Below are 7612 nucleotides of genomic sequence, written 5' to 3'. Positions count from 1 at the left end.
TTGTCCGTACTACGAAGCACGCAACCGCTGGGATGATGCGGATGTGTTAGTGGCAAATCATGATTTGGTGTTGTCGGATCTCGCCTTGGGTGGGGGGGTTATTTTGCCCGCGCCTGAGCACTCGATTTATATTTTCGATGAGGCGCACCATCTACCCGATAAAGCGCTCAATCATTTTATGGTTTCGACAGGGCTAAAAGCCAGCGAGAATTGGTTGAAGACGCTGAGTAAATCCCTTTCTGAAATGCTGCCAGCCATTACGGCAGGGCATTTTGTTGCATCGAACATCGAGCAGATTTCTCCATTAACGATCTCCCTGCAAGGCAAGCTTAATGTGTTCTATGAGAATCTCGCCAAAGGTGTCGATTGGGATCAGGAAGAGGGAAGCACAGAGAGTCGCTTTCGCTTTAAAGATGGTCTGATTGATGACGTCTTGCGAGAGCAGGCCTTCAATATAAAACTCGATTTTGCTTCTTTGTGCCGATACTTAGATGAAATTCGAGCGGAGCTGAATCGCAGTGTTGATGAAAAATCCGATTGTGGTTTGGATCGCGAAGAGGCCGAGCAGTGGTATCCGGTTATTGGCTCGCACTTTAACCGCGCGGATGGCCATTATGCTTTATGGCAGTTTTACGCAAAAGAAGTAAAAGAAGGCGATGCACCGGACGCGCGCTGGGTGACATTGCGCGAGTACGACTCTGGCTCCGACATCTATCTGTTTGGCAGCCCCCTGAGTGCAGGCGGCTTGTTGAACGCGGCTTTATGGAAAAGGGCTTACGGGGCAATATTGACCTCCGCTACTTTGACGGCTCTGGGCAAGTTTAACCATTTGGCATACAAAGCGGGCCTGCCAGAAAAGTCTGTTTATCATCGTGTTCCTAGCCCGTTTGATTTCGCGAATGTTGGTGTTTTGCGTGTTCCACCGATGCGCTCTTTACCGAATCAAGCGCAGTTGCACACTGAAGAAATTATCGAAAATCTAGACGCCTGGATTGAAGATCATAAAGCGGTGCTGGTGTTGTTTAGCTCTCGAAAGCAGATGAACGATGTTTACTTTGGCGTTGATCGCTCGTTGCGCGAGCGCATACTGACGCAGGACGAAATGGGCAAACAAGAACTGATTCAAAAGCACAAACAGCGCATTGATGCTGGTGAAAAGAGCATTTTGTTTGGTCTTGCCTCTTTGGCTGAAGGTATCGATTTACCGGGGAGTTATTTAACCCATGTGATCATCGCTAAAATACCTTTTGCCGTTCCAAACGATCCCTTAGAGCAGAGTATCGCAGAGTGGATGGAGACACAGGGTCGAAACCCGTTCATGGAGATCTCTGTGCCTGAGGCGAGTTTGCGATTGATTCAGGCGTGCGGTCGATTAATTCGGACGGAGCAGGACACCGGGCAAATTACGATTCTGGACCAGCGATTGATTAGCAAGCGCTACGGGCAGCTGCTTTTGGATGCTTTGCCGCCTTATCAACGTAAGCTGGGCGTTTAGCGTCGTCTAGCTGATCTAACGTTCAATTTTCGGTGAGTAGATCGCGTACGCGGTGATTTGTCCGACCACGATGGCGGCAAAAATCAATGCCGCCGAACTGCCAATTCCGCCGATTCCGCCAATAGGTAGTACTTCAGCCCCATAGAAATTTTGGCCGGCGCTAATCAGAACGCGGCTTCCCGGAACCATCAGGATAATTCCTTGGATCATATAAATCGTCCCTGTCAGCTTTCGGCGCTTGGCGATCCATGTTGCATACAAGGTAATCAGGGTGCTCGTGATCCAAGTTGCTGCAACCCAGCCATGTTCAAAGTTGAATACGGTTGGCCCCCAGGTTCCGATAGCAATGACGGGTATGGCTCGCACTACATCGCGTGGTCGAATGTTGAACATGATCGCAACCGCTATGGCGAGTAGTACGGCGCCAATCAAACTAAAGTACGCAGGCAACTCATTGGTATAAGCGATGGGGGTTGTTTCCCAGATAGCAGAGCCGAAACTCAGTCCGATGAATATCCCTTAAAACAGTTTGATTAATGAGAGAATGCATTGGCCGAGCAAGCTGGTGCCCGAGACTAGATCATTAAAGGCGAGGCATTCTAGCGCGTTTGCAATAGACAAGCCGGGTACGAATAGCAGAATACTGGCAATGCAGAGCGTCCATACAGGAATGTTTAGCCCAAATGAGTTTGCATACTCCGCCATAAGCCCGACTAACATCGGCGCGATAAACTCCAGTGCAATTGACCGTCTTCCCTTTAATAACAATGTGCAAAGCCAAACGATTAAGCCAGTTAGTGGGCTTACGATTAGCGCGTCATAGGAGCTTCCTACCAAACATAGGTAAGCGGCGGGAACAATCAGACACGCTAGCAGCATCATTGGCCTGCTGGGGGGAGAGGTGTCTAGATTGATGGATTCGTCATCACGAGTGATCCGATTGATGGTCTTGGCAAGTAGCGTTAGGTCAATACTGGGTGGCTTTAATCGTTTTATGACAACGGTGTTGTCCTCATCATTAAATTGAAAGTTAATCCAGTTTGCAGAGGCGAGCGCCATGACTTCTACACCTCGGTTTCTCGCATAGTGCTCGACATATTTTTCGAGCTTGTAAGGCGGACATCCTGCTCGATGAAGTGTCTCGCCAATATTGACGATTTGCGAAATTAAGTGATGCTCTGACATGGCGGCTCTCGGTTGATTCGCCTTAAGCATATAAGACATTTTTGCTTAGTCCATTTATGGAATGTGCTTTTCCAGAGCGCTTGCTGGTCAGCGGGGCCGAAGCTACTAAGATGTCGTCTTTCAAAAGGAGAATTCAAGATATGCAGTTTGATGGTTTTCTTAATAAAGTAGCTCGAGAGCCTAGTACCGTGCGCTTGGATGGGGCTTGGATGCAGGGACGCGCCGGCTTTGGTGGTCTTGTGGCTGCTTTGGTGTATGAATCTATGCGAAAGCAATTGTCGCAACCGGCCCCTGTTCGTTGTTTGCAAATTTCTTTTGTTGGCCCAGTGGATGATAGCGAGCTCGAATTGACGAGTGAGATCCTCAGAGAGGGAAAGAATGTCTCTCAGGTCTTGGGGAGGGGGTTACAGAACGGTCAAACCAAGGTGATCGTTCAGGGGAGTTTTGGCGCTGGGAGAGAATCCGCCATCGATCTTGCTCCTGAGCGACTCTCTTTAAATGGCTCCGTAAACGACACCACCAAGCTGCCGTATATCGAAGGAGCGATTCCTGAGTTTACGCGTAATTTTGATTATCGATATCTGACGCCGTTCCCGTTTATGGGGTCCGACAAGCCTTATTTAGAGGGTTACGTGCGTTTTGCGGAGTCGCCAAAAGTAATGACCGAGGCGCATCTATTGGGGCTTGTTGATGCATGGCCTCCAACTCCCTTGCCGATGATGAAAAGCCTTTGCATGGCGAGTTCCTTAAGCTGGACGATAGAGTTCATTCAGCCGCAGCCGAGTTTAAGGCCAGACGAGTATACACAGTATCGAGCGGAAATTATTGAATCGAGCGGCGGGTATGCGTATGCCAAGGCGCTCATCTCAAACGAAGCGGGAGAGCTGCTCGCGATAAGTCAGCAAACAACAGTGCACTTTGGTTAATAAAGCGGGCCTTAAAAGCGCCTGGTGCTTTATTTTAGACAAAAAAAAGCGGTGATTAGTGCCGAACATACTAATCACCGCATTCAACGTCGGGCATGTGCCCTGATCGGAAATTGTATTGAGGAGAAAGGCCTGAATTTTCGCCTCAACAGAATCTGTTTCGATGGTGTAATCATAGGGGCGTAGGGGGCGTAATTTGATCGTCCGAAGGGATTAAAGTGATTGTGAAATAGCGAAAACGCGTGACTTGTGTCACAAAATATCTAGATTAACTCTAGTTGACGCGCTTTTGCTAACGCCTCGGTACGACTTTTCGCGCCAATTTTTCCGTAAATGTTTCTGATGTGCGCTTTGACCGTAGCAGGTGCTAACGACAGTTTCTGAGCAATCTCTTTGTTGGCGAGTCCTTGGTCGATCAAAGACAGTACTTCAAGCTCTCGCTGGCTAAGAGGTTCTAAAAGCCTTAGGTTGCCCTCGAGTGCTGCCGCACCCGGAAGTTGCTGGCTGGCTTTGTTTGGCTGCTGCACGCCAAGCTCTTGGCTAAGTTTTTTCAGATAACTATCGGAGATATCGGCCGAGCGGCCTAATGCGATTACACTGACCGAGTCAACGTCTTCATTGGTGAAGATGCGCGTCATGCTCTCCTTGCCTGCGAGGTTAAGGGCTTCGTTAATTGCGCTTGTTGCGCGTTCTAGCTTTTTGGCTTTGAAAAAACAAAGGGCTTTGAGGTGTAATGCCTGAATTAGGTTGTAGGTGTGGTGATGCTCTCTCGCTTGTTCAGCAATGCGCTCGGCAATCTCTAGCGCAAGCGGGATGTTTTTCTGTTTCAGGTAGAGTCGAGCCTTACACAGATTTATGTCCTCAAAATTAAGAGGTAGCTCGTTAATGGTTTTAGAATCGATTGATTCGAGAACGACATTAGCACCTTCAAGGTTTTCAATTGCAATTAGGCAGCGTGACTTCAGCGCTCTAAGACTTGGCGGCGTGTACATCATTGCATCTTTCTTGTGCTCGTACACATTGATTGCGTCGTCTAACCGTTCAATTGCTTCAATGTATTGGCCTTGTGCAAATAGAACATTTGCCTGTGTGTACTGGATTAATATGTGCAGACCGGGTTCTGTCCCAATGTTGATGTGTTTTAACAAGGGGTTGATATACGCCGCCGCGATGGTTTTCTCGCCTCGCTCAAGGTAAATCATTGCGAGAATACTGTTCTGCCAACAAGAAATGATTCGCGGTTGCGAGGGGTCGTGTAAGCTATCAATCCATTGCTGGTTGTGCATGCCGGTTTCAAGTGCTGCGTCTAGCTTTCCTTGAAAAAAGTAAATCCAGCCAAGCAGGCCGCTGCTGGAAAGCACGGTGGTATACTTTTTCTCGCGTTTACCGTGGTCGATAGCCGACTTTAGAGCAAACTCTGCTGACTCAAGATCACCCACTGTAAAACTGTCTAGACCAATGCCGTAGTAAGTGACTGATTTAAGGGGCATATTGGTGTTATCAAGCTCTTCAAGAACCTGCTTGGTAAGTGAATGAGCGCTACGAAGATCTGACTGAGACCGAGCAATGTATGAGCGGATGAGCGAAATTTCGCTATGAAGGTCTATTAGTTCATTGGCGCTGGTTTCTACTTCTGCGATCCGCTGTTGATCAACAAGCGCCTCCAGCTCGTCCAAAAGAGGTTGAATTACTTCGATTTTGTTACTGAAAAATAAAGCCCATATTCTGAGCATGAGCAATCTCGGCGATTTTGCTCTCACAGCTTCCGGTAGCGCAGCAAGCCACTCGAGCATTGGCAAGTGGTGGCCTTCGTGGATCAAATTGTTCCCATTGGTTTCTAGCAGCTTTGCAAGTAGCGACCATTCTTGAAGCTGCACGGCAAGCTCTATGGCTTCATGCGATTGTTTATGATCTATCAGCCAGTCGATCGCTTTGGTTTGCAGTGAGGAGAGTCGCTTAATGTCTGTCTTACGCAATCTTTTGAGCAAAGCGTCTCTGAACATTTCATGGTAGCGATACCAGTCGCCCTGATTGTCTAAAGGGATAACGAAGAGATTTTTGCGCTCTAGCGCATGAAGCATATCGTGGCTGTTATTGGTGTTACGGATTTGGTCACAAAGCTCTGCGTTCATTCTTAGCAGGCAGGATGAATCGAGCATGAAGTCGCGTAAGGTATCGGGCTGTAAAGATAAAATTTCATTGATGACATAGTCTGAGAAGTGACGGTCATCCGCGAGCAATTGCTGTGTGTTGAGGTACGCTTGTTCGTTACTTGGCTTCGCTGACGCAGAGAGCGCCGTAAGCTGCATTGCGGCAATCCAGCCCTCTGTTCGATTAAAAATGCTTTGAATCTGACTATCTGTGAGTGATAGCTCCATATAATCAGAGAAAAACGTTTTTGATTCGTCGTAACTAAACATCAGATCTGAGGCGTAAATTCCGTCTACCCAGTTCTTGACGCTCCAGCGTGAAATTGGAAGATTGGGCTCAAAACGCGTGGTTAGCACAAGCTCGACGTTTGGTGGCATGAAGTCGACAAAATAAGCAAAGCTGCGCAGCGTTTCGTTGTCTTCAATGTTGTGAAAGTCATCAAGGACAATGCTTAGCTCGTTACCACTCATCGACCAGACGCTGAGTTCGTTCACCAGTGATGTGACCGCGGCTTCTACATTCGCTTGCTCTGTGAGTAGGGCGTTTGCTTCGGTACCAAAGTCATCGACAACCGTTTCAATGCTGCCAATAAGATACTGCCAAAACCGGATCGGGTTGTTGTCATGCTCATCAATCGATAACCAGCATATTTTTCGGTCTTGCTTGTGAAGCCATTGCAGAATAAGTGTCGTTTTGCCAAAGCCCGCAGGAGCGGAAACCAGAACCAGTTTTCGTGCTGCTCGTGCGTTTAGCCGATCTAAGAGACGTGACCGAGAAACACTTTTAAGATTGTATGCAGGAGCGAGAAACTTGGTTTTGAGTAGCATTTATACGGGTTCTTTGAGTTGTTCTTGCTATCACGGGATGTTTGCTATTGATAAGGGCAAATCCTATGCCTTTCGTCAAAAAAGTAAACTTAATACCCGTTCATCAAACGGGGCGTGAGTAACTCAGAAGAATGCGTATTTCATGCCGATGCCCAGCAATAAAACGGCAAGGAACGGTTGTAGGAGTTTTCCTGGAACCTTTTTGCTAAGTTTTGAGCCGACAAAAATGGCAGGGATAGAGCCGCAAAGCAGGGACGCAAGCAATACGAAATCAATATGGCCAAGCTGCATGTGACCCAAGCCTGCGATCAGTGTAAGCGGAACTGCGTGAGCGATGTCTGTTCCGATGATCGTGACAGGGCTTAATCTTGGATAAAGCACCATCAGAATGGCTGCGCCGAAGGCGCCAGCACCAACAGACGAAAGGGTAACGCAAACCCCTAAAAAAACACCCATTACGACAGTTAATTTGGTCTGATGCCGTTTGAGCCAGCTCATTTGGTTGTCGCTCAAGGCGTAAGAACGCATTAGGCGGCCTTTCAACAAAATGACCGCTGCAGTGAACATCAGCATTAATCCCAGTGCTGTCAAAAGGATTCCTTGGTATTCCGCAGCGTCCGAAAACACATATTTGAGGATAAACACGGTTGCAATTGAGGCAGGGATGCTGCCGCAACTTAAGCGGAGAACGATTCCCCAGTTAATCGTTTTTTGTCGCGCATGCGCAACAATGCCGCCAGCCTTCGTGCCGGCTGCGTACATTAAATCTGTGCCGATGGCGATATGAGGAGGGTAGTTGAACATGATCAATAGAGGGGTCATCAGCGACCCACCGCCAACACCTGTAAGCCCAACGGCGAACCCGACGCCGGCGCCCGCCAAAACATATTGTAAAAAACTGGCTAAGGCCACAAATTCCATATTTTTAGTCTATATTGTTAGCGATCTAATAGAGCTTAAGTAGAAAGAGTAATATATAGGATGTTTTTATTCTTCAAAATAATAATTACTTATAGCTTTATACTCAT

The 7612-nt window shown here is 47.8% G+C and carries 6 protein-coding genes; 2 read left to right on the top strand and 4 right to left on the bottom strand.

Going from position 1 to position 7612, the window contains the following annotated elements; genetic code table 11:
• A partial coding sequence (locus A3751_RS15525) for a helicase C-terminal domain-containing protein (RefSeq protein WP_156492519.1) occupies positions 1-1495 on the top strand: 1495 nt, incomplete at its 5' end.
• Positions 1496-1510: 15 nt separating this feature from the next.
• Here A3751_RS15525 and A3751_RS22940 read toward each other — a convergent pair.
• A complete protein-coding gene (locus tag A3751_RS22940) occupies positions 1511-1927 on the bottom strand; it encodes a threonine/serine exporter family protein (RefSeq protein ID WP_197466392.1) in 417 nt (138 codons plus the stop codon).
• An 87-nt stretch (positions 1928-2014) separates the two neighbouring features.
• Positions 2015-2719: a threonine/serine exporter family protein gene (locus tag A3751_RS22935; protein WP_068572053.1), complete on the bottom strand. Its 705-nt coding sequence runs from the start codon at positions 2717-2719 to the stop codon at positions 2015-2017.
• A 101-nt stretch (positions 2720-2820) separates the two neighbouring features.
• On the opposite strand from A3751_RS22935, the gene A3751_RS15515 reads away from it, so the two are divergent.
• On the top strand, positions 2821-3606 hold the full coding sequence (locus A3751_RS15515) for a thioesterase family protein (protein ID WP_068457756.1): 786 nt from the start codon (positions 2821-2823) through the stop codon (positions 3604-3606).
• A 263-nt stretch (positions 3607-3869) separates the two neighbouring features.
• On the opposite strand, the gene A3751_RS15510 is transcribed toward A3751_RS15515, so the two are convergent.
• Positions 3870-6584 (bottom strand): LuxR C-terminal-related transcriptional regulator, encoded by a 2715-nt coding sequence (locus tag A3751_RS15510; RefSeq protein WP_068457753.1) that lies wholly within the window; start codon positions 6582-6584, stop codon positions 3870-3872.
• Positions 6585-6707: 123 nt separating this feature from the next.
• Positions 6708-7505, bottom strand: coding sequence for a sulfite exporter TauE/SafE family protein (locus A3751_RS15505; RefSeq protein ID WP_068457752.1), 798 nt, complete (start codon positions 7503-7505; stop codon positions 6708-6710).
• Between the last annotated feature and the right edge of the window lie 107 nt (positions 7506-7612).

The organism is Oleiphilus sp. HI0080, from assembly GCF_001635135.1.
Note: the sequence above shows the minus strand (reverse complement) of the source record. Positions and strands in the feature narration are given on the sequence as shown.